20 protein-coding genes are annotated in these 25,301 nt (G+C 68.8%); 12 read left to right on the plus strand and 8 right to left on the minus strand.

The annotated features are described in order from the left end of the window. Positions 1-181 precede the first annotated feature (181 nt). The 3 genes from AC1DK4_RS00470 to AC1DK4_RS00480 all read left to right on the plus strand — a co-directional run bounded on the left by AC1DK4_RS00470 (position 182) and on the right by AC1DK4_RS00480 (position 2,585). Positions 182-832 carry a cysteine dioxygenase family protein gene (locus AC1DK4_RS00470; RefSeq protein ID WP_441614938.1) on the plus strand — a complete coding sequence of 217 codons (651 nt, stop codon included), beginning with the start codon at positions 182-184 and terminating at the stop codon, positions 830-832. Positions 833-987: 155 nt separating this feature from the next. Continuing rightward, complete coding sequence (locus AC1DK4_RS00475) at positions 988-1,281, plus strand: helix-turn-helix domain-containing protein (RefSeq protein ID WP_441614940.1); 294 nt, start codon at positions 988-990, stop codon at positions 1,279-1,281. Beyond that, on the plus strand, positions 1,278-2,585 hold the full coding sequence (locus tag AC1DK4_RS00480; protein WP_441614942.1) for a type II toxin-antitoxin system HipA family toxin: 1,308 nt from the start codon (positions 1,278-1,280) through the stop codon (positions 2,583-2,585). The genes AC1DK4_RS00475 and AC1DK4_RS00480 overlap by 4 nt, the downstream gene beginning before the upstream one ends. Before the next feature lie 121 nt (positions 2,586-2,706). Here the strand turns inward: AC1DK4_RS00480 and AC1DK4_RS00485 are convergent, their stop codons facing one another. Further along, positions 2,707-3,423, minus strand: coding sequence for an SDR family NAD(P)-dependent oxidoreductase (locus AC1DK4_RS00485; protein WP_441614943.1), 717 nt, complete (start codon positions 3,421-3,423; stop codon positions 2,707-2,709). A 499-nt stretch (positions 3,424-3,922) separates the two neighbouring features. Between AC1DK4_RS00485 and AC1DK4_RS00490 the strand changes: the two genes are divergently transcribed. Next, on the plus strand, positions 3,923-4,807 hold the full coding sequence (locus AC1DK4_RS00490; RefSeq protein ID WP_441614945.1) for an EamA family transporter: 885 nt from the start codon (positions 3,923-3,925) through the stop codon (positions 4,805-4,807). A 9-nt stretch (positions 4,808-4,816) separates the two neighbouring features. On the opposite strand, the gene AC1DK4_RS00495 is transcribed toward AC1DK4_RS00490, so the two are convergent. Then, positions 4,817-5,407: an N-acetyltransferase family protein gene (locus AC1DK4_RS00495; protein ID WP_477131356.1), complete on the minus strand. Its 591-nt coding sequence runs from the start codon at positions 5,405-5,407 to the stop codon at positions 4,817-4,819. A gap of 88 nt (positions 5,408-5,495) precedes the next feature. On the opposite strand from AC1DK4_RS00495, the gene AC1DK4_RS00500 reads away from it, so the two are divergent. The 7 genes from AC1DK4_RS00500 (at position 5,496) to AC1DK4_RS00530 (ending at position 16,281) form a co-directional block, all read left to right on the plus strand. Then, positions 5,496-6,002 carry a winged helix-turn-helix transcriptional regulator gene (locus AC1DK4_RS00500; protein WP_441614948.1) on the plus strand — a complete coding sequence of 169 codons (507 nt, stop codon included), beginning with the start codon at positions 5,496-5,498 and terminating at the stop codon, positions 6,000-6,002. A 340-nt stretch (positions 6,003-6,342) separates the two neighbouring features. After that, on the plus strand, positions 6,343-7,665 hold the full coding sequence (locus AC1DK4_RS00505; RefSeq protein WP_477131372.1) for an MFS transporter: 1,323 nt from the start codon (positions 6,343-6,345) through the stop codon (positions 7,663-7,665). Positions 7,666-7,749: 84 nt separating this feature from the next. After that, positions 7,750-10,299, plus strand: coding sequence for a nitrite reductase large subunit NirB (nirB, locus tag AC1DK4_RS00510; RefSeq protein WP_441614950.1), 2,550 nt, complete (start codon positions 7,750-7,752; stop codon positions 10,297-10,299). 45 nt (positions 10,300-10,344) lie between these two features. Next, entirely contained in the window at positions 10,345-10,695 is a 351-nt protein-coding gene (gene nirD / locus AC1DK4_RS00515) for a nitrite reductase small subunit NirD (protein ID WP_441614952.1), read from the plus strand. Further along, a complete protein-coding gene (locus AC1DK4_RS00520; protein WP_441614954.1) occupies positions 10,692-11,936 on the plus strand; it encodes an NAD(P)/FAD-dependent oxidoreductase in 1,245 nt (414 codons plus the stop codon). Before nirD ends, AC1DK4_RS00520 begins: the two co-directional genes overlap by 4 nt. A 50-nt stretch (positions 11,937-11,986) precedes the next feature. Next, complete coding sequence (locus AC1DK4_RS00525; protein ID WP_441614955.1) at positions 11,987-14,782, plus strand: molybdopterin-dependent oxidoreductase; 2,796 nt, start codon at positions 11,987-11,989, stop codon at positions 14,780-14,782. Positions 14,783-15,054: 272 nt separating this feature from the next. Continuing rightward, positions 15,055-16,281 carry an MFS transporter gene (locus AC1DK4_RS00530; RefSeq protein WP_441614957.1) on the plus strand — a complete coding sequence of 409 codons (1,227 nt, stop codon included), beginning with the start codon at positions 15,055-15,057 and terminating at the stop codon, positions 16,279-16,281. 132 nt (positions 16,282-16,413) lie between these two features. Here the strand turns inward: AC1DK4_RS00530 and pcaDC are convergent, their stop codons facing one another. The 4 genes from pcaDC to pcaH form a co-directional block, all read right to left on the minus strand. Beyond that, positions 16,414-17,598 (minus strand): bifunctional 3-oxoadipate enol-lactonase/4-carboxymuconolactone decarboxylase PcaDC, encoded by a 1,185-nt coding sequence (pcaDC, locus tag AC1DK4_RS00535; protein ID WP_441614959.1) that lies wholly within the window; start codon positions 17,596-17,598, stop codon positions 16,414-16,416. Positions 17,599-17,741: 143 nt separating this feature from the next. Further along, a complete protein-coding gene (locus AC1DK4_RS00540) occupies positions 17,742-19,112 on the minus strand; it encodes a 3-carboxy-cis,cis-muconate cycloisomerase (protein ID WP_441614961.1) in 1,371 nt (456 codons plus the stop codon). A 103-nt stretch (positions 19,113-19,215) separates the two neighbouring features. Further along, complete coding sequence (pcaG, locus tag AC1DK4_RS00545; protein WP_441614963.1) at positions 19,216-19,794, minus strand: protocatechuate 3,4-dioxygenase subunit alpha; 579 nt, start codon at positions 19,792-19,794, stop codon at positions 19,216-19,218. Between the two features lie 3 nt (positions 19,795-19,797). After that, positions 19,798-20,526 carry a protocatechuate 3,4-dioxygenase subunit beta gene (gene pcaH, locus AC1DK4_RS00550; protein WP_441614965.1) on the minus strand — a complete coding sequence of 243 codons (729 nt, stop codon included), beginning with the start codon at positions 20,524-20,526 and terminating at the stop codon, positions 19,798-19,800. 95 nt (positions 20,527-20,621) lie between these two features. On the opposite strand from pcaH, the gene AC1DK4_RS00555 reads away from it, so the two are divergent. After that, positions 20,622-21,581, plus strand: a complete 960-nt coding sequence (locus tag AC1DK4_RS00555; RefSeq protein ID WP_441614967.1) for a LysR substrate-binding domain-containing protein — start codon at positions 20,622-20,624, stop codon at positions 21,579-21,581. Between the two features lie 13 nt (positions 21,582-21,594). Here AC1DK4_RS00555 and mdtD read toward each other — a convergent pair whose 3' ends face one another. Continuing rightward, on the minus strand, positions 21,595-23,076 hold the full coding sequence (gene mdtD, locus AC1DK4_RS00560) for a multidrug transporter subunit MdtD (RefSeq protein ID WP_477131357.1): 1,482 nt from the start codon (positions 23,074-23,076) through the stop codon (positions 21,595-21,597). A gap of 108 nt (positions 23,077-23,184) precedes the next feature. Continuing rightward, on the minus strand, positions 23,185-25,215 hold the full coding sequence (locus tag AC1DK4_RS00565; RefSeq protein WP_477131358.1) for a TonB-dependent receptor family protein: 2,031 nt from the start codon (positions 25,213-25,215) through the stop codon (positions 23,185-23,187). Positions 25,216-25,301 lie beyond the last annotated feature (86 nt).

Below are 25,301 nucleotides of genomic sequence, written 5' to 3' on the forward strand. Positions count from 1 at the left end.
GAGCGGACCACTGTAAGGGCCACGCCGATGCGTTGCCAACGAAGGTTTCCGCCATTGGTCATGCGGAGAATCGCGCAAGCCAGGCGGCCCGGCAGAATGCATATGCTTCGGCGATATTGTTCCTTCTGCGCCGGCCGCACTCTCTTTAGAGTGGTGCCCTCGCCACGACCAAGGATCCCCCATGACCACACAGAGCCAGCGCGACGCCGCCATCGCCACCACCCTTGCCGAAGTCCGTGCACTGACAGCGCACCATGATGTGGACCGCGCCACGCTGGAGCGCGTGACCCACGCCCTGCAGAAACTGGCCGGGAGACAAGACCTGTTCAGCTTCGCCGATTTTCCGCCGCCTGGCGACGGCGTTGCTACCTCCACACGCTATCGCCTCAGCGGCGAAGGCCAGTTGCCCGCGCTTTACCTCAACTCCATCGTGCCCGGCAAGAAAACCATCCCGCATAACCACGACACCTGGGCGGTGATCGTGGCCGTGCAGGGCGACGAACTCAACCGCGTCTATCGCCGCACCGACGATGGCAGCGATCCCGGGCACGCCACCCTGGTGCTCGAGCGCGAGCAGGTCGTGCGTTCCGGCGCGCCGATCAGCTTCCTGGCGCAGGACATCCACAGCATCCACGTCGTGGGCGATGCGCCCACGCTGCACTTCCACCTATACGGCCGTCCGCTCGAAACGCTCACCGGCCGCATTGGCGTGGAGCCGGAAAGCGGCCGCATCGTCAACTACAACGCCACCCAGATGAACCGCAGCGAACAGGCGGCGGAACAGGCGGCGGAACAGGCGACGGAAAACGCGGCAGCCAAGGCCGCAGCCTGAGCGGGAGGCAGGAAAGGTAACGTGCTCTGTCGCGCACAATAAGGCACTTGCATCAATATGCCATGACATAGTTTTTACAAAAATATTATGAGATATCATAGCTATACCAAGCGATCTGTTATGCTATTTCATATATTTTTGCCTATAACTATGTCATGGCATCATTCTATGAACAACTTCAGGCGCGCCGCGCCGCGCGCAAGGCGTCGCTGGTCGACGTCGCCCGGCTGATCGGCATGGCGCCATCGAACCTGACCACGGCGCTCAGTGGCAGGAACGATGTGCGCGCCTCCACGCTGGCGGCGGTGGGCGCGGCGCTCGATGCGGAATGGGTGCTGGTGCCGCGCGAGCATCTGCTGGCCGTGCGGCGCCTGCTCGAGGGCAAGGACAGTGGCCCCGACCGCGAGGCCAGGACTTCCGTGGAAATGTTCCTGGAGCAGGATTCGTGAGTGCCGGACTGCGGCCGCGCTATCTGGAAGTGCATCTGCACGGTGTGCTGTGCGGACACTTGTGCGAGGTCGGGCGTACCTGCCGCTTCGTGCCGGCCGAGGCGTTCCGCGGCGATGCGCTGCGGCCCACGCTGAGCCTGTCGCTGACCTTCCCGGGCAACGAAGCGCTGACCGCCACGGTACTGTCCAATCCTTTTCATCCGGCGCTTTACAACACCAACGGCGCACTGCCGCCCTACTTCGCGGGCCTGCTGCCCGAGAGCGAGTTGCGCAAGCGCCTGGAAGCCACCCGCCAGCACGCGGAGGACCGCGACGACTTCGGCATCCTGGCCGCCGCCGGCGACGACCTGCCCGGCGCGGTGGTGGTGCGCCCGGCGCCCATCGACGCGCTGCCGGAGCATGTGCGCACCGTGGGCGTGACCGGCGGCGCAGACAATCTCGAGATTGCCGTGATCGAAGGCGCCACCGAAGGCGCGGCCTCGGTTTCGGGCGTGCAGAACAAGCTTGCGCTGTCCACCGCGCACACCGGCAAGCGCTACACGCTGCCCACCCACGGCCACCTCTCCGACCTGATCGCCAAGCTGCCCGCGCGCAACGACGACAGCCAGATTTTCAACGAATATGTATCGATGCAGCTGGCGCAGGCCGCCGGCGTGGCGGTGGCGCCCTGCCGGCCCGTGCCACTGGCCGCCATCGAAGTCGACGGCCTGGCAGAGGCGCTCGGCGCGCACCTGCATTTCCTCGCCGTGGACCGCTTCGACCGCGAGCCGGGCGGCCGCGTGCACGCCGAGGACGGCTGCCAGCTGCTGACGCGCATGCCCAGCCGCAAATACGCCGGCCACGATGCCTACGCCGCGCTGGTGCAACTGCTGGAACGGCTTAGCGTGCGGGGCATCGAGGACGTACGCCAGTTCTTCATCCGCCAGGCCGTCAACACGCTGCTTGGCAACAGCGACGCCCACCTGAAGAATTTCTCCTTCCTCTACCGCAACGGCGTCGCCCCCGAGTTGTCTCCCGCCTACGATATCGTCAGCGTGGCCGCCCTGCCCGGCTTTGCCGGCTTCGGCCAGAACGTCGCCATCGACCGCCTGCAGCGCGAACAGACCCTGCAGACCTACCGCGACTTCGCGCGCGAAGCCAGGATCGCCGAGCGCATCGCCACCGCCGCGGTGAAAGACGCGGTCGCCATGGCGCATGAGCGCTGGCCGGCCTTGCTGGACTCGCTGCCGGCACCGGAAGGCATGCGCGCCGTGGTGCTGGCGCGGCTGGCGACGCTGCCACTGGCGCGGCGCGGGCGCGCGTAGCCGCGCGCAGGCGCGGCGGTAGACGCCGGCGGGAGGCCCGCTGCGGGTATCGCGGCGACCGGGCGCAAATGAGGCTTTGCGTGCGCCACCGTGCCAGGGCGCAGACGGGGATGCCGCCGCTTCAGCTCAACCCATCCAGCACCAGATGCTGGCCATGGATGGCCTGCGCGCCGTCAGACGCCAGGTAAGCTACCGCGCGAGCCGCCGCTGCGGTCGATACCCAGGCCGCCGTATCGGCATGTGGCATGGCGCGCCGGTTGGCGGGCGTGTCGAGCATGCTCGGCGCGATGCTGTTGACGTTGATGCCGGCCTGCCGGACTTCGTGCGACAGGCTTTCCACCAGGCGCTGCAGCGCGCTCTTGGAGGCAGCGTAGGCGCCCATCGCGGCGGTGCCGTGCACCGCGCCCCGGGCCGAGACGGCGACGACCTTGCCGGCGTGCTGCGCGAGCATGGCGGGAATGAAGTGCTGCGTCACCGCGACCAGCGACCATGCGTTGAGGTCCATCATGCGCAGCCACGACTCGCGGCTCAGCGCGTGCGTGGGCTCGCCCATCTCGAAGCCGCCGGCCACGTGGACCAGGACATCGATGCCGCCGAAGGCATCGAGAATGCCGCGCGCGGCTTCGGCCATGCTGTCCGGCGAGGTGACGTCGGCTGCCAGCAGCAAGTGCCAGTCGGCGGCCTGCGCCACCGGCGCATGGGCTCGCAAGGCTTCGGCGTCGCGGTCGATCAGGGCCAGGCGCGCCCCTTCGTCGGCGAACGCCTCGGTGACGGCGCGGCCGAGCGCGCCGGCCGCGCCGGTGATCACGACGCGTCGGGGGGAAGCGGACGATGCCATGCTGGTTCTCCTGGAGACGGAACGGTTGCGAGCGAATGCGAGCGGATGCGAACGGATGCGAACCTGGCGCATGCCGGCGCGCCGGCGAGCCGGGCCGGCGCCCTCCACCACCATAGACAGCGCTTGGGCCCGCTGCAAACCTCGCGCCGCGCCAAAGCATCCTGTTGCACGCCTGCCGGCTCCCGGATCAGCGTTTGGGCAAGCTGCCAAGGATCATCGTTGGCATCCACGATGCGGCGCCCGGGCCCTTTTTCTGCGCCGCGCCACGCCCCGTGCCGCCAGCGCATCGTCGAGCGGGCAGTGGATATCGCCGCGGCCCGACACCAGCACATGCGGATGCGCCAGATCGAAGCCGCGCGCGGCCGGATAGCTGCGCCGCATGACCACCACGCGGGATGCCCGCGCACCGGCGGCCTAGCCATTCGCCGCCAGATCGTTCAAGATGCTGGGCTCGCCGGCGCCGCAAGCTGCCGGCACCTCCCCCGCCTGAGAGCCCCAATTGCCGCTGAACCGCCTGAAACAGAGTGCAACCCTGATCGCCGTGCTGGCGCTGATCGGGTCCATGGCATCGCTTTGCATCGGTACCTCGTTTGCCAAGAGCCTGTTCGCCGCGCTCGGCGCCCAGGGCACCACCGCGCTGCGCGTGAGTTTCTCGGCCTTGATCCTGCTGTGCGTGTGGCGTCCGTGGCGGATGCCGCTGAGCCTGGCCAATGCGCGCGTGATCGCACTGTATGGCGCGGCGCTGGGCGCGACCAACCTGCTGTTCTATATGTCGCTGCGCACGGTGCCGCTCGGGCTGGCGATCGCCGTCGAGTTCACCGGGCCGCTGGCGGTGGCGGTGTCCTCGTCGCGGCGGGCCATCGACTTTCTCTGGATTGCCTTTGCGGTGGCAGGCTTGCTGCTGCTGTTGCCGCTCGGGCAGAACGTGGCCGTGCTGGACCCGGTGGGCATCGGCTATGCGCTGGCAGCGGGCGTGGGCTGGGCGCTGTACATCATCTTCGGCCAGATGGCCGGCAATGCGCACGGTGGCCAGGCTACCTCGCTGGGGCTGACCATGGCGGCGCTGGTGGTGCTGCCCTTCGGGCTGGCGCATGCGGGCACGGCCATGTTCAGCCCCGCGCTGCTGCTGGCGGGGCTGGCGGTGGGGCTGCTATCCAGCGCGATTCCCTATTCGCTGGAAATGGTGGCGCTCAAGCGCCTGCCTCGCCGGACCTTCGGCATCCTGCTGAGCATGGAGCCGGCGATGGGCGCGCTGGCCGGGCTGGTGTTCCTGCACGAGACACTGAACACGCAGCAATGGCTGGCCATCGCCAGCATCATCATCGCATCGGTGGGCTGCACCGCCACGGCTGGCACGCGCAAGCGCGGCACCGCCGAAGCCTAGGCCGGGAATTCAGTCCGCCGCGCGGGCGGTGGCGGGCACCGCGTCCGTGAAGACAGAGGCGCGCAGCACCAGGCTCACCTCGTGCAGCAGATTGTCTTCAGGGTTGCGCCGGCTGGAGAAGCCGAATTCGCGCATCAGCGCCAGCATGCGGCGGTTCTCGCTGAGCACGTCGCCACGCAGCAGGCGCAGGCCCGCGGCAGCGGCGGCATCACGCAGGCGCGAGATCAGCCGGCGGCCCAGGCCCTTGCCCTGCCAGTCGTCGGCCACCGCCACGGCGAACTCAGCCACCCCGCCGTGCGTCACCACGTAATTGCCGTTGGCCACGATCACGGGCGCGCCATCGATTTGCGCCGTCACCACCAGCGCCAGGCCGGCATCGTTCTCGACAAAACGGCTGATCACCTCGTCCGAAATGCGCCCGCCGGTCAGGAAGCGGTAGTAACGGCTTTCACGCGACAGGGCCTGGACGAAGGCGCGCTCGCGCTCCGCGTCGGCCGCGCGCACGGCGCGCACCACGACCCGTTCGCCCCCGGCCAGCATCCAGGCTTGCGCGCATTCCGRGCAGCCGGCGTGGGCATTCGAATCTTGTGACGACGGCATCACCGGCTCCTGACTACAGTTTTCGTAGTTAGGAGTATAGGCTATACCCTGACTTTTGCAAATGAAGTCAGGCTGCTATGCTGGTCCCATGCGCCTCAATGCCGAAGAACTCCAGAACTGTTCGATCGCTGCCACGCTCGGCCTTGTCGGCGAGAAGTGGACGATCCTGATCTTGCGTGACGTGTTTCACGGCATCCGCCGCTTCGACGACTTCCTCGAACGCCTGCAGTGCTCGCCCGCCGTGCTCTCCGCGCGGCTCAAGACGCTGAGCGAGGCCGGCATCCTGCGCAAGGTCAGCTACCGCGAGCCAGGCGAGCGGGAGCGCTTCGAATATCGCCCTACCCGCGCCGCGGTGGAGCTGATTCCCGTGATCGTGGGCCTGATGCAATGGGGCGACCGCCACCTGGCGCCCTGCGGCCAGGGCCCGGTGGAACTGCTCACGCCCGCAGGCCGCCGGGTGCGCGCCGCGCTCGTGGACGACGCGGACGAGCTGGTGCGACCCAACGATATCGCCATCACCCGCGTGCAACGCGAGGACAATCCCGCCGCCGACGGCAAAAACGCCGCCCTGGCGGCCGGCCCGACCCGCGCCTAGCGCGCCCCGGCGACGCCGGCCCATGCACCAGCTTGGGTTCGCCGGCGCGCACCGCCCTCGCCCACCGCACTGCACCATGAACGTGCTGCGCCGAAGCAATTGCCCCAACGCGGCGCATCTTCGCCGCCGCTGAAGGCGCCTTTCCCGCCAAAACCCCCGCTCGCCATCACATCCGCCGCTGGCACAGCGCTTGCTCAATAGAACGCGAGCGGACCAACGGCGGCCCGCTCACCCCATACGCGGCGGCAGCGGTCTTTATCGCTGCCGCCAGGACAACGGCGTCCCCTGACCGGTCTTCATGACCGGTTCGCGGGACGCCCTTTGTTTTTCTGGAGCCATGATGACCGGCAAAGCCACCCGCATCGAACTGCTAAGCCTGCGCACCCCGCAGATGCGCGCCTTCCACCTGACCTGGATGGCGTTTTTCGTGTGCTTTTTCGCGTGGTTCGCGTGCGCGCCGCTGATGCCGGTGCTCAAGGGTGAATTTGGCCTGACTCCCGGCCAGATCGCCAATATCAATATTGCCGCGGTCGCGGTGACCATCCTCGTGCGCCTGGTCRTCGGCCCGCTGTGCGACCGCTTCGGCCCGCGCCGCACCTATACCGGCCTGCTGGCGCTCGGCGCGATTCCCGTGCTCGGCGTGGCGATGGCGCAGAGCTACGAGACCTTCCTGTTCTTCCGCCTGCTGATCGGCGCGGTGGGCGCGAGTTTCGTCATCACGCAGTACCACACCTCGGTGATGTTCGCCCCCAACGTGGTGGGCACGGCCAACGCCGCGGCCGCGGGCTGGGGCAATGCCGGCGGCGGCGCCGCGCAGGCCATGATGCCGCTGCTGCTGGGCGCGATCCTGATGCTGGGCGTGAACCACGCCATGGGCTGGCGCCTCGCGCTGCTGGTGCCGGGCGTGCTGATGCTGATCATGGCGGTGCTCTACTGGAAGTTCACCCAGGACTGCCCGCAAGGCGATTTCGCCGACCTGCGCAAGCAAGGCATCAGCGTGGACAGCGGCAAGAAAGGCGGCTGGGCCAGTTTCAAGGCCGCCAGCGCCAACTACCGCGTCTGGATGCTGTTCATCACCTACGGCGCCTGCTTCGGCGTGGAGATCTTCATCCACAACGTGGCCGCCACCTATTACGTGGACCACTTCGGCCTGTCGCTCAGCAGCGCCGGCCTGGCCGCCGCCAGCTTCGGCCTGCTCGCGCTGTTCGCCCGCGCCCTGGGCGGCTGGCTGTCGGACAAGGCAGCCCTGCGCCGCGGCCTGGATGCGCGCTCCACCCTGCTGTTCGTGCTGATCCTCGGCGAAGGCCTGGGCCTGCTGTGGTTCGCACAGGCCCACAGCGTGGCGGCGGCCGTGGTGGCCATGCTGGGCTTCGGCCTGTTCACCCACATGGCCTGCGGCGCCACCTACGCGCTGGTGCCCTTCATCGACCGCAAGGCGCTCGGCGGCGTGGCCGGGATCATTGGCGCCGGCGGCAATGTGGGCGCGGTGGCGGCCGGGTTCCTGATGAAGGGCCTGGGCGGCAACCTGCAGCAGACGCTCACCGTGCTCGGCGCGGCGGCCATCGTCTCGGCCCTGTGCGCGATCGCCGTGCGCTTCTCGGCCGAACACAAGGCCAGCGAGCAAGCCCTGTTCGACAGCGCACTGGCCGGCTCCAACTCCTGAGCCGCCGCCGCAACGAATTCGGTCCCAGAAAACACAGCACAGCACGGCCACGGCTCCCCGGCCCCACAGAACAAGGAAACCATCATGAAACTGATCATCATCGGCCACGGCATGGTCGGCCACAAATTCCTGGAATGCCTGGCCGAAGCCGGTTCGCAAGACCTGGAGGTCACCGTCCTGTGCGAGGAGCCGCGCCCGGCCTACGACCGCGTGCACCTCTCGGAATTCTTCGCCGGCAAGACCGCCGAGGATCTGTCCCTGGTGGAAGCCGGCTTCTTCGAGCGCAGCAACATGCTGCTGCGCCTGAACGCCCGCGCCACCGTCATCGACCGCGCGGCCAGGACGGTCACGGTGTCCAACGGCGAGACCCTGTCCTACGACAAGCTCATCATCGCCACCGGCTCCTACCCCTTCGTGCCGCAGCTGCCGGGCAAGGACCGCAAGGATTGCTTCGTCTACCGCACCATCGAAGACCTGGAAGCCATGCAGGAATGCGGCGCCCGCTCGAAGACCGGCGTGGTGGTGGGCGGCGGGCTGCTCGGCCTGGAATGCGCCAAGGCGCTGCGCGACCTGGGCCTGCAGACCCATGTGGTGGAATTCGCCCCGCGCCTGATGGCCGTGCAGGTGGATGACGGCGGCGGCGAGATGCTGCGCCGGAAGATCGAAGACCTGGGCGTCACCACGCACACGCGCAAGAACACCGTGGAGATCGTCGACGGCGAGCAAGGCACCCATCGCATGAACTTCGCCGATGGCAGCCACCTCGAAACCGACATGATCGTCTTTTCGGCCGGCATCCGCCCACGCGACGAACTGGCGCGCGCGGCCGGCCTGGCCGTGGGCGAGCGCGGCGGCATCGCCGTGGACAACCAGTGCCTGACCTCGGACCCGGACGTCTACGCCATTGGCGAATGCGCGCTGTGGCAAGGCAAGATCTACGGCCTGGTCGCACCCGGCTACGACATGGCGCGCGTGGCGGCCAAGCACCTGCTGGGCCACCAGGCCGAGTTCGCGGGCGCCGACATGAGCACCAAACTCAAGCTGATGGGCGTGGACGTGGCCAGCCTTGGCGACCCGCATGGCAATGCCCCCGGCAGCCGTGCCTACCAGTTCACCGACGAGCGCAAGCAGGTCTACAAGAAGCTGGTGGTGTCCGATTGCGGCAAGTACCTGCTGGGCGGCGTGCTCGTGGGCGACGCCGAGGAATACGGCACGCTGCTGCAGATGATGCTCAACAAGATCGAGCTGCCCGAGTCGCCCGAATTCCTGATCCTGCCGGCTTCCGACGGCCAGGCCAAGCCGGGCCTGGGCGCCGACGCGCTGCCCGATGCGGCGCAGATCTGCTCGTGCAACAACGTCTCCAAGGGCGACATCTGCGCTGCCGTGCGCGACGGCGCCACCACCATCGGCGCGCTCAAGAGCTGCACCAAGGCCGGCAGCACCTGCGGCGGCTGTGTGCCGCTGGTCACGCAGGTGATGAAGGCCGAGATGAAGAAGCAGGGCCTGGCGGTGAACAACCACCTGTGCGAACACTTCGCCTACTCGCGCCAGGAGCTCTACCACCTGGTGCGCGTGGGTGGCTTCAAGACCTTCGGCGAGCTGCTGGCGGCGCACGGCACGGGCCTGGGCTGCGACGTCTGCAAGCCGACCGTGGCGAGCATCCTGGCCTCGTGCTGGAACGAGTTCGTGCTCAAGGAAGAGCACGCCAGCCTGCAGGACTCGAACGATTACTTCCTGGGCAATATCCAGAAAGACGGCACCTACTCGGTGGTGCCGCGCATGCCGGGCGGCGAAGTCACGCCCGACGGCCTGATCGCGGTGGGCCAGGTCGCCAAGAAATACGGCCTGTACACCAAGATCACCGGCGGCGCCCGCGTCGACATGTTCGGCGCGCGCGTGGAAGAGCTGCCGATGATCTGGGAAGAGCTGATCGCGGCCGGCTTCGAATCCGGCCATGCCTACGGCAAGTCGCTGCGCACCGTGAAGTCGTGCGTGGGCTCGACCTGGTGCCGCTATGGGGTGGACGACTCGGTTGGCCTGGCCATCGAGATCGAGAACCGCTACAAGGGCCTGCGCGCCCCGCACAAGATCAAGTTCGGCGTCTCCGGCTGCACCCGCGAATGCGCCGAGGCGCAGGGCAAGGACGTGGGCATCATCGCCACCGAGCGCGGCTGGAACCTCTATGTGTGCGGCAACGGCGGCATGAAGCCGCGCCACGCCGAATTGCTGGCCAGCGACCTGGACCGCGCCACGCTGCTGCGCTACGTGGACCGCTTCCTGATGTTCTACGTGCGCACGGCGGACCGCCTGCAGCGCACCAGCACCTGGCGCGACAACCTCGAAGGCGGCCTGGACTACCTCAAGGCCGTGGTGCTGGAAGACAGCCTGGGCATCGGCGCAGAACTCGAAGCCCAGATGCAGCACGTGGTCGACACCTACGAGGACGAATGGAAGCTGGCCGTGACCAACCCGGAAACACGCAAGCGCTTCCGCCACTTCGTCAACAGCGACCTGCGCGACGACAACCTGGTCTTCATGGAGGAGCGCGGCCAGATCCGCCCCGCCACGCCCGAGGAACGGATCTTGCATCGCTCCAGGCTCGAACAGATCCCGGTGATCGTCAAGGCAGCCTGACCGGCCGTGCCCCACAACCAACGCGCCAACGCCAAGGAAAACATCATGAGCCAAGCCCACCACAGCGAAACCTGGACCGCCATCTGCGCCCTGCGCGACATCGTGCCCAATACCGGCGTGTGCGCGCTGGTGGACAAGGCACAGATCGCCGTGTTCCGCATCGGCGCGGGCGCGGACGATCAGGTATACGCCATCTCCAACTACGACCCCAACGCCAATGCCGCGGTGCTGTCGCGCGGCCTGGTGGGCAGCCTGGGCGAGCGCGTGGTGGTGGCCTCGCCGATCTACAAGCAGCATTTCGACCTGCGCACCGGCGAATGCCTGGAAGCGCCGGAGCACTCGGTCGCGGCCTACCCTGCCCGCGTGCATGACGGCAAGGTCTGGGTGGCCGCATGAGTGCCGGTCGCGTCAGTGCAGGCCACAAGCCCCGCCTGGTGGTCGTCGGCAACGGCATGGCCGGCATGCGCACGGTCGAGGAGCTGCTCAAGCTGGCGCCCGATCTCTACGACATCACCGTGTTCGGCGCCGAGCCGCACGGCAACTACAACCGCATCCTGCTCTCGCCGGTGCTGGCCGGCGAGAAGACCATCGCCGACATCATGCTCAACACGCGCGAGTGGTACGAGCAGAACGGCATCGAGCTGCTGGCCGGCGACCCGGTGGTGGCCATCGACCGCCCGCGCCGGCTGGTGCGCTCGCAATCCGGGCGCGAGGTGCGCTACGACCGCCTGCTGCTGGCCACCGGCTCCAAGCCCTTCATCATCCCGGTGCCCGGCCACCAGCTCGACGGGGTGATCGCCTTTCGCGACATCCAGGACGTGGAAACCATGCTGGCCGCCGCACGCAACCACCGCCGCGCGGTGGTGATCGGCGGCGGCCTGCTCGGCCTGGAGGCCGCCAACGGCCTGATGCGCCAGGGCATGGAAGTGAGCGTGGTGCACATGGCCGACAGCCTGATGGAGCGCCAGCTCGACGCACCCGCCGCGGCACTGCTCAAGCAGGCGCTCGAGCGCAAGGGCCTGCAGTTCCTGCTCAACGCCCATACCAGCAGCATCCTGGGCGAGGACCGCGTCACCGGCGTATGCTTCAAGGACGGCACCAGCATTCCCGCCGACCTGGTGGTCATGACCGCCGGCGTGCGCCCCAATATCGAGCTGGCCCGGCAGGCAGGCCTGCATTGCGAGCGCGCCATCGTGGTCGACGATACGCTGCAGAGCTTCGATCCGCGCGTGTACGCCGTGGGCGAATGCGTGCAGCACCGCCAAGCCACCTTCGGCCTGGTGGCGCCGATCTGGGACCAGGCCCGCGTGGCCGCCGCGCACCTGGCCGGGGCCGGGCACCGCCGCTACGTGCAGCAGGCCACCGCGACCAAGCTCAAGGTGACCGGCGTGGACCTTTACTCCGCCGGCGACTTCATCGGCGGCGAAGGCAGCGAAGACCTGGTCATGCGCGATGCGCGCCGCGGCGTCTACAAGCGGCTGGTGCTGCAGGGCGGGCGCCTGGTCGGCGCGGTGCTGTACGGCGACGTGCAGGACGGCCCCTGGTACTTCGACCTGATCCAGAGCGGCGAGCCGGTCGGCGCCATGCGCCAGCGCCTGCTGTTCGGCCGCGCGCAATGCGAGGCGCTGGCGGCCTGAGCGCCGCTCCCCCTGGCATCCGATTTACCGTTAGCAACGAGCGCGCCACCGTGAACCTGTCCGATATCCCCGTCATCCTTTCCACCGGTTCCCCGGCCGCGCCGCCGGCCGGCGCTTCGTCCGTCGTCACCGATACCACCTGCCCCTATTGCGGCGTGGGCTGCGGCGTGCGTGCCACGCGCCATGACGACGGCAGCGTCGAAGTGGCCGGCGACGCCAGCCACGGCTCCAACCAGGGCCGCCTGTGCGTCAAGGGCTCCGCCCTGGCCGAAACCACCGGGCTCGAAGGCCGCCTGCTGCATCCGCAGGTGCGCGGCGCCGACGGCGCGCTGACGCAGGTATCGTGGGATCACGCCCTGGACAAGGTGGCGCAAGGCTTCAAGGACATCATCGCCGAGCACGGCCCGGACGCCGTGGCCCTCTATGTCTCCGGCCAGTTGCTGACCGAGGACTACTACATCGCCAACAAGCTGATGAAAGGGTTCATCGGCAGCGCCAATATCGACACCAACTCGCGCCTGTGCATGTCGTCTGCCGTGGCCGGGCACAAGCGCGCCTTCGGCGAAGACCTGGTGCCGGGCAACTACGAAGACCTGGAACTGGCCGACCTCGTCGTGCTGGTCGGCTCCAACACCGCATGGTGCCATCCCATCCTGTTCCAGCGTCTGTCCAGGGCCAGGGAAGCGCGCCCCGGCATGAAGCTGGTGGTGATCGACCCGCGCCGCACCGCCACCTGCGAGCTGGCCGACCTGCACCTGCCCATCAAGCCCGGCACCGATGTCTGGCTGTTCAACGGCCTGCTGCACTACCTGGCGCAGCACGGCGCCGCGGATGCGGCATTCATCGCCGGGCACACCAGCGGGCTGGACGATGCGCTCGCCGCGGCTGGCCCGGACTGCACCGACCTGGCCAAGGTCGCCAGGGCCTGCAAGCTCGACCCCGAAGCGCTGCGCGCGTTCTACGAAATGTTCGCCGCCACGCCCAAGGTGGTCACCGCCTTCTCGCAAGGCGTCAACCAGTCATCGGCCGGCACCGACAAGGTCAACAGCATCATCAACTGCCACCTGGTCACCGGCCGCCTGGGCCGGCCCGGCATGGGGCCGTTCTCCCTGACCGGCCAGCCCAACGCCATGGGCGGGCGCGAAGTCGGCGGCCTGGCCAATATGCTGGCCGCGCACATGGAACTGGCCAACCCGCAGCATCGCGAGATCGTGCAGTCGTTCTGGGGCTCGCCCGCCATCGCGGACAAGCCCGGCCTCAAGGCGGTGGAGCTGTTCGAAGCCATCGAGCAAGGCCGCGTCAAGGCCGTGTGGGTCATCGCCACCAACCCGGTGGTGAGCCTGCCGGACGCCGACCAGGCCCGCCGCGCGCTGGCCGCATGCGAGCTGGTGGTCAGCTCCGACATCATGCTGCGCACCGACACCAACGACGCCGCGCAGGTGCTCCTGCCCGCGCTGGGCTGGGGCGAGAAGGACGGCACCGTCACCAGCTCCGAGCGCCGCATCTCGCGCCAGCGGGCCTTCCTGCCCGCACCGGGCGAAGCCCGCGCCGACTGGCGCATCCTGTGCGAGGTGGCCACGCGCATGGGCTTCGACGGGTTCCACTACGCCGGGCCGCACGAGATCTTCGACGAGCATGCCCGCCTGAGCGCCTACCGCAACACCGGCAGCGGCGCTGCCGAAGACGCCACGCTCGCCCATCGCGCCTTCAACATCGCTGGCCTGGCCGGCATGGGCCGCCAGCAGTTCGATGCGCTCGCCCCCGTGCAATGGCCGGTGACGGCCGCCTCGCAGGGCCTGCAAGGCCCCTCCGGCACGGCCCGTCTGTTCGCCGACGGCCGCTTCGCCCATCCTGACGGGCGCGCGCGCTTCGTCGCCACGGCACCGCGTGCGCCGGTCCACGCCACCGACGACGATTTCCCGCTGGTGCTCAATACCGGCCGCGTGCGCGACCAGTGGCATACCATGACGCGCACCGGCAAATCGCCCAAGCTGGCCGACCACATCGCCGAGCCTTTCGTCGACATGCATCCGCAGGACGCATTGCTGTGCGGCGTGGGCGAAGGCAAGCTCGCCCGGGTCTCCACCCGCTGGGGCGCCATGGTCGCGCGCGTGCAACACAGCGGCGGCATCCCGCGCGGCAGCGTGTTCGTGCCGATCCACTGGAACAATCAGTTCAGCTCGGACGCGCGCGTCGGCGCCCTCGTCAACCCCGTGGTCGACCCCGTCTCCGGCGAGCCCGAGTTCAAGCACACCCCGGTGCGCGTGGAGGAATTCCGCGTGTCGTGGCACGGCTTCGTGCTCAGCCGCGAAGCACTGCCGGCCGACACCCTCACCTACTGGACGCGCGTGCAGGGCCGCCAGTTCCAGCGCTACGAATTCGCCGGCCGCGAAAACATCGCAGACCGTGCCGCCTGGGCCCGCGCCCTGCTCGGCATCACCGACCCCGATGCCGACTGGATCGAGTACGAAGACCGCACCGCCGGCATCTACCACGCCGGCCACGTGGTCGACGACCGCCTGCAGACCTGCATCTACATCTCCACCCGGCCCGAGCTGCCCTCGCGCGCATGGCTCTCCACGCTGTTCGGCAAGGACCATCTCGAAGACGCCGACCGCATCGGACTGCTGCTGGGCCAGCCCATGGAGAAAGGCGCGGATGCCGGCCCTACGGTGTGCTCGTGCTTCGGCGTGGGCCGCAACACGATCTGCGACGCGGTGCGCAAGCACGACCTCAAGACCCCGGCGGAAATCACCACGTGCGTGAAGGCCGGCGGCAACTGCGGATCCTGCGTGCCGGAACTGAAGAAGCTGCTGGCGGAGATCAGGGTAGCGGAAACGGCTTGAGGATCCCTCGGCATCCCTGGCCATCGCGCACCGCGAACTCCGGATCCCCGGCAGGAACGCAGGTCCACAGCTGGGCGGCGGTGTCGCTGGCCATCTATGTCAATTCGATGAAGACCCTCACGAAGACCTGGGATTAGGGCGCTATTTGCGGGCCGCCAGCGCAACGCGCACATCGATGGTATGTTGCCGGTCTTTCGGGGCACGCCCCCTCAGATCCGTAGCAGACGAGCAGACTCATGATGATGGAAGGCAGTCACCCGGCGGGTGACCCAATGAAAGATCCCGGCATTCACTCGCCCTCGCGGGCATGGCTGGCAGTCGGATCGGTAACCGTCGGCGCGTTTGCGTTCGTGACGACGGAGTTCCTGCCGGTCGGGCTATTGCCGCAGGTCGCCGCGGAATTCGGCGTGACGCCGGGCACCGCGGGACTCATGGTGACGATTCCCGGCGTACTGGCCGCCATCTCCGCGCCCGGCATGATGCTGGGCGCCGGGCGTATCGACCGGCGCCACATCCTGCTCGCGCTTTCGGTGCTTTTGCTGGCATCGAACCTGATCTCGGCGTTTGCGCCCAGCTTCGCGGTCATGCTGATCGGGCGCGCCCTGCTGGGCGCGAGCCTGGGCGGCTTCTGGACGCTCGCGCTGGCCGCGGCAGGCAGGCTGGTACAGCCCCATGAAGCACCGAGAGCCACCGCGATGATCCTGGCTGGCGTGACCTTCGCCACCGTGATCGGGGTACCGCTGGGCACCTTTATCGCAAATCTTGCGTCCTGGCGCGCATCGTTCATGGCGACCGGCGTACTGGTGGCCGTGGCCCTGGCAGCCCAGGCGATGCTGGTGCCATCGCTGCCCTCGAAAGCCGCCTTGCGCCTGGCCGATCTGTTCGCGCTCCTGCGGCGCACGCATTCGCGCACGAGCCTGATCATGGTCGCCTTCGTGTTCGGCGCCCACTTCTCGTCCTATACCTTTATCGCCCCGTTCCTCCAGGAATATGCCGACTTCAGCGCGCAGGGTATTACCTGGGTGCTGCTTGGCTTCGGCATCATCGGCTTTCTCGCCAATTTTGCCGTCTCGACCACGGTCGCGCGAAACCTCGGTGCGTCACTCGCGACCATGATCGTGATGCTGATGGTCTCGCTGCTGCTGATGCCCGCGCTGCGGCATGCGACGCCCGCGGTGGTGGCGGTCGTGCTGGCGTGGGGTATCGCGTTCGGCGCGATTCCGCTATGCCTCAGCGTATGGATCCAGCGCTCGACCGCCGACCTGCCAGAGGCAGGCTCGGCGCTGTTCGTCGGCATCATCCAGGTTGCCATCGCGGTGGGCTCGTCCGTGGGCGGCAGTATCGTGGACGGCCGCGGCATTCCGGCAGACTTCGGTTTCGGCGCGGTGCTGGCGCTGATCGGCCTGCTGCTGCTCGCCAGCTTCCGGGCCATTCGCAAGGACCGTGCTCCCGCACCGTCGGCAAGGAACGTCATGGCCGCCGCGCCGGACTGCCACTGAGGCCAGCGCAAGGCGCAATCCGTGCAATATCCGCTGGAGCGGGAAGCCGGGGCGGTTCTTCACCAGCCATCCCGGCGCGATGGGGCGAGCTAACTGGCGGCAGCCAACGGTTCTGCCATCAGCCTTGTCGATTCACTCCCCACGCGTCTCCGCATCCACCGCCGCAAACACCTCCTCGGCCATATGGAACGCCGAGTTGGCCGCCGGCACGCCGCAATAGATGGCCGTCTGCAGCAGCACTTCCTTGATCTCCTCGCGGCTTACCTTGTTGTTCGCCGCCGCGCGCAGATGCAGCTTGAGTTCTTCATTGCGGTTGAGCGCCACCATCATGGCGATGGTGAGCAGGCTGCGCGTATGGCGCGGCAGGCCTTCGCGGGTCCAGATCTCGCCCCAGGCATAGCGCGTGATGAGGTTCTGGAATTCGTCGTTGAGCGGCGTGAGCCGGGCCAGCGAGCGGTCCACGTGGGTGCTGCCGAGCACGGCGCGGCGCACGGCGAGGCCGGCGGCATAGCGTTCGCTGTCGTTGGACGGCTTCGCTTCGCCGGACAGGAAACGCGCCAGCGCGTCGTTGAAGCGCGCGGTCTGTTCGAAGCTGGACAGGTGCGCGGCTTCGAGCTCGACGTACTGCGCGCCGGGAATGGCATCGGCGAGCGCGCGGCCTTCGGCCGCGGTGGTGGACGGATCGGCGCTGCCGGCGATCACCAGCACGGGCACCGGGATGGTCCTGACCGCTTCGCGCAGGTCGGCGTCGCGCACGGCGGCGCAGTTGGCGGCGTAGCCGCGCGCATCGAGGCCGCCCAGCACGGCACGCAGGCCATCGAGCTTGCCGCCGGCGGCAGCGACAAACCCCGGCGTGAACCAGCGCTGCAGCGATGCGTCCACCAGCGGCGCCATGCCGTCGCGCAGCACCCCGTCGATGCGGGTGTTCCATGCCTCGCCCGTGCCGATCTTGGGCGCGGTATTGGCGAGCGCGATATGCGTGAAGCGCTGGGGCGCATTCACGCCGAGCCACATGCCGGTCAGGCCGCCCATGGACAGGCCGCAGAACGCGGCCTTGCGGATGCCGAGCGCATCCATCAGGGCCAGCACGTCGCTGCCCAGCTCGGCCACCGTGGCCGGTCCCGGCGGCAGCGATGATTGCCCGTGGCCGCGGGTGTCGTAGCGCAGGACGCGGAACTGCTTGCCGAGCGCTTCGGCCTGCGGCGCCCACATGGTGTGGTCGGTGCCGAGGGAGTTGGAGAAGATCAGGACCGGGGCGGATTCGGGGCCTTCCAGGGTGTAGAACAGGGAGGCGCCGGCATGATTGAGGTGGGGCAATTTAGTCTCCAGGGGCGAAATCTGTCTTGGATCTGTCTTGGGTCTGTCTTGGTTGGTCTTGTTGCCTGGATTCCGGCGTTCAGGCTCGATGCCTGTCGACGGGCTCCGTTGGCATGGCTCGCGGTGACATGGCTACGGGCTCGTCAGCCCTCGCGTGCGCGCCATGCCGCCAGCGCGCCGTCGACGAATCCCTCTGCCTGCCCGAAATAGTTGGCCGGATCGCATACCCGGTCCAGCGCGGCGGCATCCATCAGGCCGGCGTGGGCGGGATCTTCGGCCAGCACCGCCGCCAGCGCTGCACGCAGCGTGGTGCCTTCGGCCACCGCCCGCTTGCAGGCGCCTTCGACGAGGTGGTGCGCCTGCAGCCGGCCGATCCGCCCGCCCAGCTCCAGCATGGCGGCTTCGGCGAGAATCAGTCCGTGGGTCATGTCGAGGTTGGCGCGCATGCGCGGCGCATCGACCTGCAGGCCGCTTGCCACCTCCAGCATCTGGCGCAGGGCGCCGGCGCTGAGCGTGACAATCTGCGGGAGGGTGTCCCATTCGGCCTGCCAGCCGCCGAGGGCGCGCTCGTGTTCCTGCACCATGCCGGCGAGCATGCTCGCCACCAGCGGCGGCACGCGCACGGCGGCGGTCAGCACGGCGGCGCAGCCAACCGGGTTGCGCTTGTGCGGCATGGTGCTGGAACCACCGCGGCCCGGGGCGGAGGGCTCGGCGACTTCAGCCACTTCGGTCTGCATCAGCAGCGCAATGTCGCGCGCGATCTTGCCGAGCGTGCCGGTGAGCATGCCGAGCGTGGCGGCCACGTCGGCCAGGCGGTCGCGGTGGCCATGCCAGGGCACGGCGGGCACGGCGAGATCCAGCTCGCGGCCGAGTCCGGCAATCACCGCGGGCGCGGCGTTGCCGAGGCTGGCCAGCGTGCCGGCGGCGCCGCCGAATTGCAGCACGGCGACTTGCTCGCGCGCGGCGCCGAGACGTTGCAGGTTGCGCTGCAGGGCGTCCAGCCAGCCGGCGGCCTTGAGGCCGAAGGTGGTGGGCAGCGCGTGCTGCAGCCAGGTACGACCCACCATCGGCGTGTTGCGGTGCTGCCGCGCGAGCGTGGCGCACGCCTCGCAGAGCGCTTCGAGATCGGTGCCGATGGCCTGCAGCGCACGGCGCAACTGCAGCACCATGCCGGTATCGATGGCGTCCTGGCTGGTCGCGCCCCAGTGCACGTAGCGCGCGGCCCGTTCGTCGCGTGCGGCCACGCGGGCCGTAAGCTGCTTGACCAGGGGAATGGCAAGGTTGCCGCCCGCGACGGCGGCATCGGCCAGCTTGTCGAAATCGATTTCCCCGGCCCGGCAAGCGGCAGCGATCACTGCGGCGGCGTCCTGCGGGATCACCCCGCAACTGGCCTCGGCAAGCGCCAGCGCCGCTTCGAAATCGAGCATGCCCTGCACCGTGCCGGCATCGGAGAATGCGGCCAGCGTATCGGCGCTGCCGAACATGGGGTCGGTCAGTCGGGAAGAAGTAGGCATCGGTTCAGGTTCGCACGGAAAAGAAACGCACGCCGGCGCCGGGCCGCGGAGCGGGCCGGCGCCGGCGTGCGGCGAGACTTGGCGGGAACGGGGCCGCGCCGGCTCAGATATCGAAGAACACCGTTTCGCCCTGGCCTTGCAGTATCACCTGCCACTGCAGCTTGCCCGGGCCCGCCGGCTGCGCCACCAGGGTCTGGCGGCGCTCCGCCGGCACCTGCGACAGGACCCAGTCGCGCGCATTGGCCTGCGTTTCGTCGGGAAAGTATAGACGCGTGGTCAGGTGCTTGAGCAGGCCGCGCATGAACAGCGACACCACGATATGGGGGGCCTGCGGCTGGCCGTCGGGGCCGGGCACGGCGCCCGGCTTGACGGTGACGAAGCGGAAGCTGCCGTCGGCCTGGGTCGGCAGGCGGCCGAAGCCGGTAAAGCCGGGCACCAGGCTGGATTGCGCGCCTTCGCGCTGGTCGTCGGGGTGGCGGTAGTGGCCGGCCGGGCTGGCCTGCCAGATCTCCACCATGCCATCGGACACGGGCTCGCCCCCGCCGTCGACGATGCGGCCCTCGATGACGATGCGCTCGCCGTCCAGGGACGGCGCCTCGGCGGTCAGGTCGCCGGCGTCGAGCGCCGACAGGCCGATATGCAGGTAGGGACCGACGGTCTGGGATGTGGTCGCGTACAGCATGGCTTACTCCATCGGCGTGGCATCGCGGCCGCGCAGCACGATATCAAAGCGGTAGCCAAGCGCGTACTCGGGCACCGTGGTTTCCCAGTCCAGCGCGCATACCAGGCGCTCGCGCGCCTTGGCGTCCGGCACGCAATTGAAGATGGGGTCGAAGGCGAGCAAGGGATCGCCCGGAAAGTACATCTGCGTGACCAGCCGCGTGGCGTAGGCGTTGCCGAACAGCGAGAAATGGATATGCTGCGGCCGCCAGGCGTTGTGGTGGTTGCGCCAGGGATAGGCGCCGGGCTTGATGGTCTTGAACTGATAGCGGCCGTGGGCGTCGGTCACCGCCCGGCCTTCGCCGATGAAATTGGGGTCCAGCGGCGCGTCGTGCTGGTCGCGCTTGTGCACATAGCGGCCGGCGGCGTTGGCCTGCCAGACCTCGATCAGCGCATTCGGCACCGGCCGGCCGTTCTCGTCGAGCACGCGCCCGCTGACCAGGATGCGCTCGCCGATGGCCTCGCCGCGGCCCTGGCCGGTGGTGAGGTCGCTGTCGCCGGCGCGCACGAACTCGGCGCCGAACCGCGGACCGGTCACCTCGGACAGGGTCTGCGGCAGCGCGATCAACGGCTGCTGCGGCGAGCGCAGACGGGTGGAGCCGTAGGGGTCGAAGCGGTACGCGGGCTGGGTGTCCCAGTAATGGCGGCGGTACTGGGCCAGGCCTGGCGGGAGCTTGGGGGGCGAGTCGGCCATGATGCACGTCTCCTTATGGATGAATTTGCATTACTTTATTTGCAGACTTATCTGCTGTAAATTGAGTTTTTCGACCAGATTCATAACTTTTCGATATGCAAAATGCCTTCCGCAGCCGGGTGCGGCTGCGTCACCTGCATTCCTTCGTGGCGGTGGCGCAGACCCAGCACCTCGGCCGCGCCGGCGAACAGCTGGGCCTGAGCCAGCCGGCCATCTCCAAGACGCTGACCGAACTGGAGGCCCTGCTGGGCACGCGCCTGCTGGTACGCAAGCGCTCCGGCACGGAACTGACCGAATCCGGCCAGCGCTTCCTGCGCCACGCCTTGCGCGTGCTGGAGGACCTCGACGAAGCCGCCGGCAGCATCGATGGCGAGTCGGAGAGGGGCGCCCGTCGCATCCGCATCGGCGCCCTGCCCAGCGTGGTGCCCGACCTGCTGCAAGAGGCAGTGCTGGCGTTTCGCGACAGCCACCCCGAAGTCAGCCTGGCCGTGCAGACCGGCATGAACCGCGCGCTGATCGATAGCCTGAAGGCCGACCTGCTCGATATCGTGATCGGCCGCATGGACAATCCGGCGGTGATGGAGGGCTTGTGGTTCGAGATGCTGGACGCCGAGCCGTTGCTGCTGGCGGTGCGCCGCCAGCATGCGCTGGCCGGGCCGCAAGCCGGCACGCCGACACTGGCGGACGTCATGCGCTTCCCGCTGGTGGTGCCGGCGCAGGGCTCGGTGCCGCGCCATAGCGCGGAGAGCATGCTGGCGCGGCACGGCTTCGTGTTGCCGCCGGGCGTGCTGGAAACCTCGGATGCCTACCTGGGCCAGCTGATCGCGCTGAAGTCCGACGCGGTCTGGCTGGCGCCGCGCTGCGCCATGCGACAGGGGCTGGAAAGCGCCGAGCTGGCCTTGCTGCCCATCTCCGGCCATGGCAGCGAAGAGCCTGTCGGCCTGCTGCGCCAGGGCGGGCGCAACCTCGACCACGCCGCCGAGGCCTTCGTGCAGGACCTGCGCGAGCGCGCCGCCGCGCGGGCACGCGGGCACGCGCCGAAGGCGCGGGAGTAGCCGCCGGCAGTGGCTACATCTCCCCCGCGTCCGCCATCTTCTTGCCCGCCGCGCGGGTGACATCGGGCGACAACTGCAGGAAGATCCAAGCCGAGGCCGAGGTGATCAGCCCCACGCAGATGAAGGTGGCGTGAAAGGCCGGCAGCGCGGATGTCGCGCCGTGTTCGCTGAACGCGCCCTGGAAGGTCGCCAGCAGGGCGCCGGCCGATGTGACAGCCAGGCTCATCGACAGCATCTGCACCATCGACAGCAGGCTGTTGCCGCCGCTGGCCCCGGCCGTGCCGAGGTCCTTGAGCGTGACGGTATTCATCGCGGTGAACTGGATCGAATTGACCGCGCCGAACACGGCCAGTTGCACCAGCAGCAGCGCCAGCGGCTGGCTCGGCGAGATCAGCGCGAACGAGGCCATCGCCAGCCCCACCACGAACGTGTTGGTGACCAGCACCTTGCGATAGCCGTGGCGCTCGATCAGTCCCGTGGCAAGGCGCTTGGACGCCATGCCCGCCGCCGTGATCGGCAGCATCATCAGGCCCGCCTCGAACGGCGAATAGGCCAGGCTGACCTGCAGGGTCAGCGGGATCAGGAACGGCATGGCGCCGTTGCCGATGCGCGCGAACAGGTTGCCCAGCAGCCCCACGCTGAAGGTATGGATGCGGAACAGCCGCAACCCGAACAAGGGACGGCGGTGGCGCGTGGCATGCAGCACATAGGCGGTCAGCGAAGCCATGCTGGCAATCAGCAGCATCAGCACCGTGGCATGCTCGAAGCCCAGCTCCGCCAGGCCGTCCAGCGAGAACGACAGCGTCAGCATGGCGATCGCCAGCAGCAGGTAGCCGCTCATATCGAAGCGCGCCACGCCGTGCAGGCGGGCATTGGGCATGTAGCGCATGGTGGCCAGCCCGCCCAGCAGGCCCACCGGCACGTTGATCAGGAAGATCCAGTGCCAGGAGAAAGTCTGGGTCAGCCAGCCGCCCAGCGTCGGCCCGATCAGCGGCCCGACCATGCCCGGGATGGCCACGAAGCTGAGCGCCTGCAGGTACTGGTCGCGCGGGAACGTGCGCAGCACCGCCAGCCGCCCCACCGGCAACAGCATCGCCCCGCCCACCCCCTGCAGCACGCGCGATGCCACCAGCATGCTCAGCGTGCCGGAATACGCGCAGGCCAGCGACCCCGCCACGAACAGGCCGATGGCGGTCTGGAARATSGTGCGSGTGCCGAAGCGRTCGGCCAGCCAGCCSGAKGCSGGRATGATCACSGCCATSGTCAGCGARTAGGCGATSAYCACCGACTGCATGCGCAGCGGACTCTCGCCCAGGCTTTTCGCCATCGACGGCAAGGCGGTGTTGACGATGGTGGAATCCAGCGTCTGCATGAAGAAGCCCACCGCCACCACCCACAGCATGATCCTGCGTGTGCGGTCGTCGGGCGCGGGCGGCGTGGCGGGCGTGGCGGGTGTGGCGGGGGTGGCAGTTGTGCCGGAGGTCGTGTCTCGCATCTGGATGGCCGGGCCGGGTATCGCTGTAGTGTAGCCTGCGCGGCAGGTCCTGCCAGACCGCCCCGCCCTCGCGCACCGGCCTCGCCCGGCGAGCGTCGAAGCCCCGCCTCAGATCTCCGCCCTCAGCCCCAGGAAGAAGCGCCGCCCCGGCGCCGGCTCGAAATAGCGGCCGTTGCTTTCGTTGACGATCACCGAGCCGATGTAGTGCCGGTCGGTGATGTTGTCGATGCGGCCGAACGCAAACCAGCGCGTGCGGCCCATGCGGAAGGCGTAGCCGGCGCGCAGGTTGAAGCTGGCGTAGCCGGGCGCGGCCTGGGTGTTGAGGTCGTCGGCAAAGACGCGCCCTTCCACGTGCATTTCCGCGCCCAGCGTGAGGCCGGCCACGGGGCGGTAGGTGGCCTCGAGGTTCAGGCTGTGGCGCGCGGTGCCGGGCAGCCGGTTGCCGGCGGCCACGGTCTGGCCCTGGGCGTTGAGGAAGGCGTCGCCGAAATAGGCATCGAGCCAGGTGTAGGCCAGCCCGGTGCCGAAGCGCTGGGCTGGCCCGAAGCTGCCGTGCCAGCCCAGCTCGAAGCCGCGCCTGCGCACGCCGTTGACGTTCTGGAACACGCTGCGGCCGTTGTCGTTGGACAGCGGCACGATCTCGTCGTGGCTCGCGGCGCCGAACAGGGCGGCTTCGACGCGCTGGTTCGTGCCCTGCCACTTGACGCCTATTTCGCCCTGCCGGCTGGTGGACGGGCTCAAGCCCAGGTTGGTGCCGGCGCCATTGGGGCCGTAGGCCACCTCGGTCAGCGTCGGGGTTTCGAAGCCACGGCCCAGGTTGGCGTAGACGTTGACGGAGTCGAGCGCTTGCCAGACCACCCCGAGCACCGGGCTGACGTTGTTGTACGTGTTGGTGCCGCTGTCGTCGGGACTGGCGGGGGTGATGAAATGATCGTCGATGCCAAGCCTGACCCGGCTGGCGCGCACACCGCCCACCAGCCGCCATGCGGGATGCCAGGTCCAGTCGAACTGCGCGTAGGCGCCGTAGCTGCTGGCGGTGTCGGTCTCATTGCGGCGCAGCGCGCCCTGCACGCCGTTCTGGTTGACGTAGCCGGTGCGCGCGTCGTGCATGCCGTCGGCCTCGGCGCCGGCGCTCCATGTCAGCGGCAGGCCGGCGAAGGTGGTGTCATGGTGCCAGGACAGCGCGGCCCCGCCAAAGCTGCGGTCGATGTCGACGATGCCTCCGGCCGAAGTCGGGGCGGCGCCGCTGAAGCCCAGGTACTGGGTCAGCGCGCGCGTGCCGCCGTAGGCGCGGGCTTCGAGGCGGTCGCGCTCGCCCAGGCGCTGCTCCCACACCAGCCCGCCCTGGGTCTGCCTGACGGTCTTGCCGGTGTTGAACTGCGTGGACAGCGGCACCGACTGGCGCGGGTTGGCATCGGCCTGCGCGCGCGTGAGGCCCAGGGGGTCCTGCGCCTGCGGCTGGTCGAAGATATTGAGCAGCGCGGTGAGCCGGGTGCCGTCCACCGGTTCGGCCACTACCTTGGCGTTGAGCTGGCGGCGCCGCGCCGCGCTGTGGTCGCGGTAGCCGTCGGTCTCGAAGGTCCAGGCGTCGAGCACGGCGCCGATCTTGTCGTTGCCGCCGCCCACGGTGACGCCGGTCGTCCACTGCCCGTCCGAGCCGAAGCCGGTGGAGGCGCGCGCCATCGGTGCCTTGGGCGGATCGGGCGTGAAGACCTGCACCACGCCGCCCGATGCATTGCCGTACATCTGCGCGAAGGGGCCGCGCAGCACCTCGATGCGGCTGGCGTTGTTGAGATCGAAGGTGGAAGCCTGCCCCTGGCSGTCCGGCATGGTGGCGGGAATGCCGTCGACGAACAGCCGCACGCCGCGCACGCCGAAGGTGGAGCGGCTGCCGAAGCCGCGCACGGCCAGTTGCAGATCCTGCGAATAGTTCTGGCGCTCGCGTGCCGCCACGCCCGGCACGCCGGTCAGCAACTCCGAGAGGTTGACCAGCGGGCTGGGGGCGGCCATGGGATCGACCGGCACGCTGTCGATCGCGGCCGGCGCGTCGAAGCGCTTCTGCTCGGCGCGGCTGGCGCTGACCACCACGTCGGGCAGCGTGTCGTCGGCAAAGGCGCCTCCCGAACCCGCGGCGAGCATGGCAGCAGCCAGGCAGCACAGGCGATGCAGGGGCCGAGGGCACCGGTGCTGCCCCGCGCGTGGCCGGGCGAGCCCGCACACCCGCT

The organism is Cupriavidus sp. 05N38, from assembly GCF_056397345.1.

Coding starts and splice junctions, on each gene's coding strand:
- AC1DK4_RS00470 (WP_441614938.1), top strand. CDS start 182: ATGACCACACAGAGCCAGCGCGACGCCGCCATCGCCACCACCCTTGCC.
- AC1DK4_RS00475 (WP_441614940.1), top strand. CDS start 988: ATGGCATCATTCTATGAACAACTTCAGGCGCGCCGCGCCGCGCGCAAG.
- AC1DK4_RS00485 (WP_441614943.1), bottom strand. CDS start 3,423: ATGGCATCGTCCGCTTCCCCCCGACGCGTCGTGATCACCGGCGCGGCC.
- AC1DK4_RS00500 (WP_441614948.1), top strand. CDS start 5,496: ATGCGCCTCAATGCCGAAGAACTCCAGAACTGTTCGATCGCTGCCACG.
- nirB (WP_441614950.1), top strand. CDS start 7,750: ATGAAACTGATCATCATCGGCCACGGCATGGTCGGCCACAAATTCCTG.
- nirD (WP_441614952.1), top strand. CDS start 10,345: ATGAGCCAAGCCCACCACAGCGAAACCTGGACCGCCATCTGCGCCCTG.
- AC1DK4_RS00520 (WP_441614954.1), top strand. CDS start 10,692: ATGAGTGCCGGTCGCGTCAGTGCAGGCCACAAGCCCCGCCTGGTGGTC.
- AC1DK4_RS00530 (WP_441614957.1), top strand. CDS start 15,055: ATGAAAGATCCCGGCATTCACTCGCCCTCGCGGGCATGGCTGGCAGTC.
- AC1DK4_RS00540 (WP_441614961.1), bottom strand. CDS start 19,112: ATGCCTACTTCTTCCCGACTGACCGACCCCATGTTCGGCAGCGCCGAT.
- pcaG (WP_441614963.1), bottom strand. CDS start 19,794: ATGCTGTACGCGACCACATCCCAGACCGTCGGTCCCTACCTGCATATC.
- pcaH (WP_441614965.1), bottom strand. CDS start 20,526: ATGGCCGACTCGCCCCCCAAGCTCCCGCCAGGCCTGGCCCAGTACCGC.
- AC1DK4_RS00555 (WP_441614967.1), top strand. CDS start 20,622: ATGCAAAATGCCTTCCGCAGCCGGGTGCGGCTGCGTCACCTGCATTCC.